General features: G+C 59.1%; 1 protein-coding gene. It reads right to left on the reverse strand.

Annotated elements, in window-relative coordinates:
• Position 1 precedes the first annotated feature (1 nt).
• Positions 2-232, reverse strand: a 231-nt coding sequence (locus AAEZ05_RS30420) for a response regulator (RefSeq protein WP_350650411.1), incomplete at its 5' end; no start/stop codon positions are given.

Consider the following 232-nt stretch of genomic DNA (forward strand, 5'->3'; position numbering starts at 1 on the left):
ATCAGGCATCGAGCACCGCCCGGATTTTGCGCTGCAGGTCAGCGGGTTGATACGGCTTGGGAATCAACTCGAACTCCTGCACCTGTATATCCGCGCGTGCCAACGCGTCTTTCGCATAGCCGGTGGTCAGCAGGATCCTGATGTGCGGATACAAGCGCGACACCTCCCGCGCCAGTGCCGCGCCATTCATCACGCCGGGCATGATCAAGTCACTGAACACCAAGTCATACGT

The organism is Pseudomonas sp. HY13-MNA-CIBAN-0226 (assembly GCF_040310305.1).
Lineage (GTDB): Bacteria > Pseudomonadota > Gammaproteobacteria > Pseudomonadales > Pseudomonadaceae > Aquipseudomonas > Aquipseudomonas gregormendelii.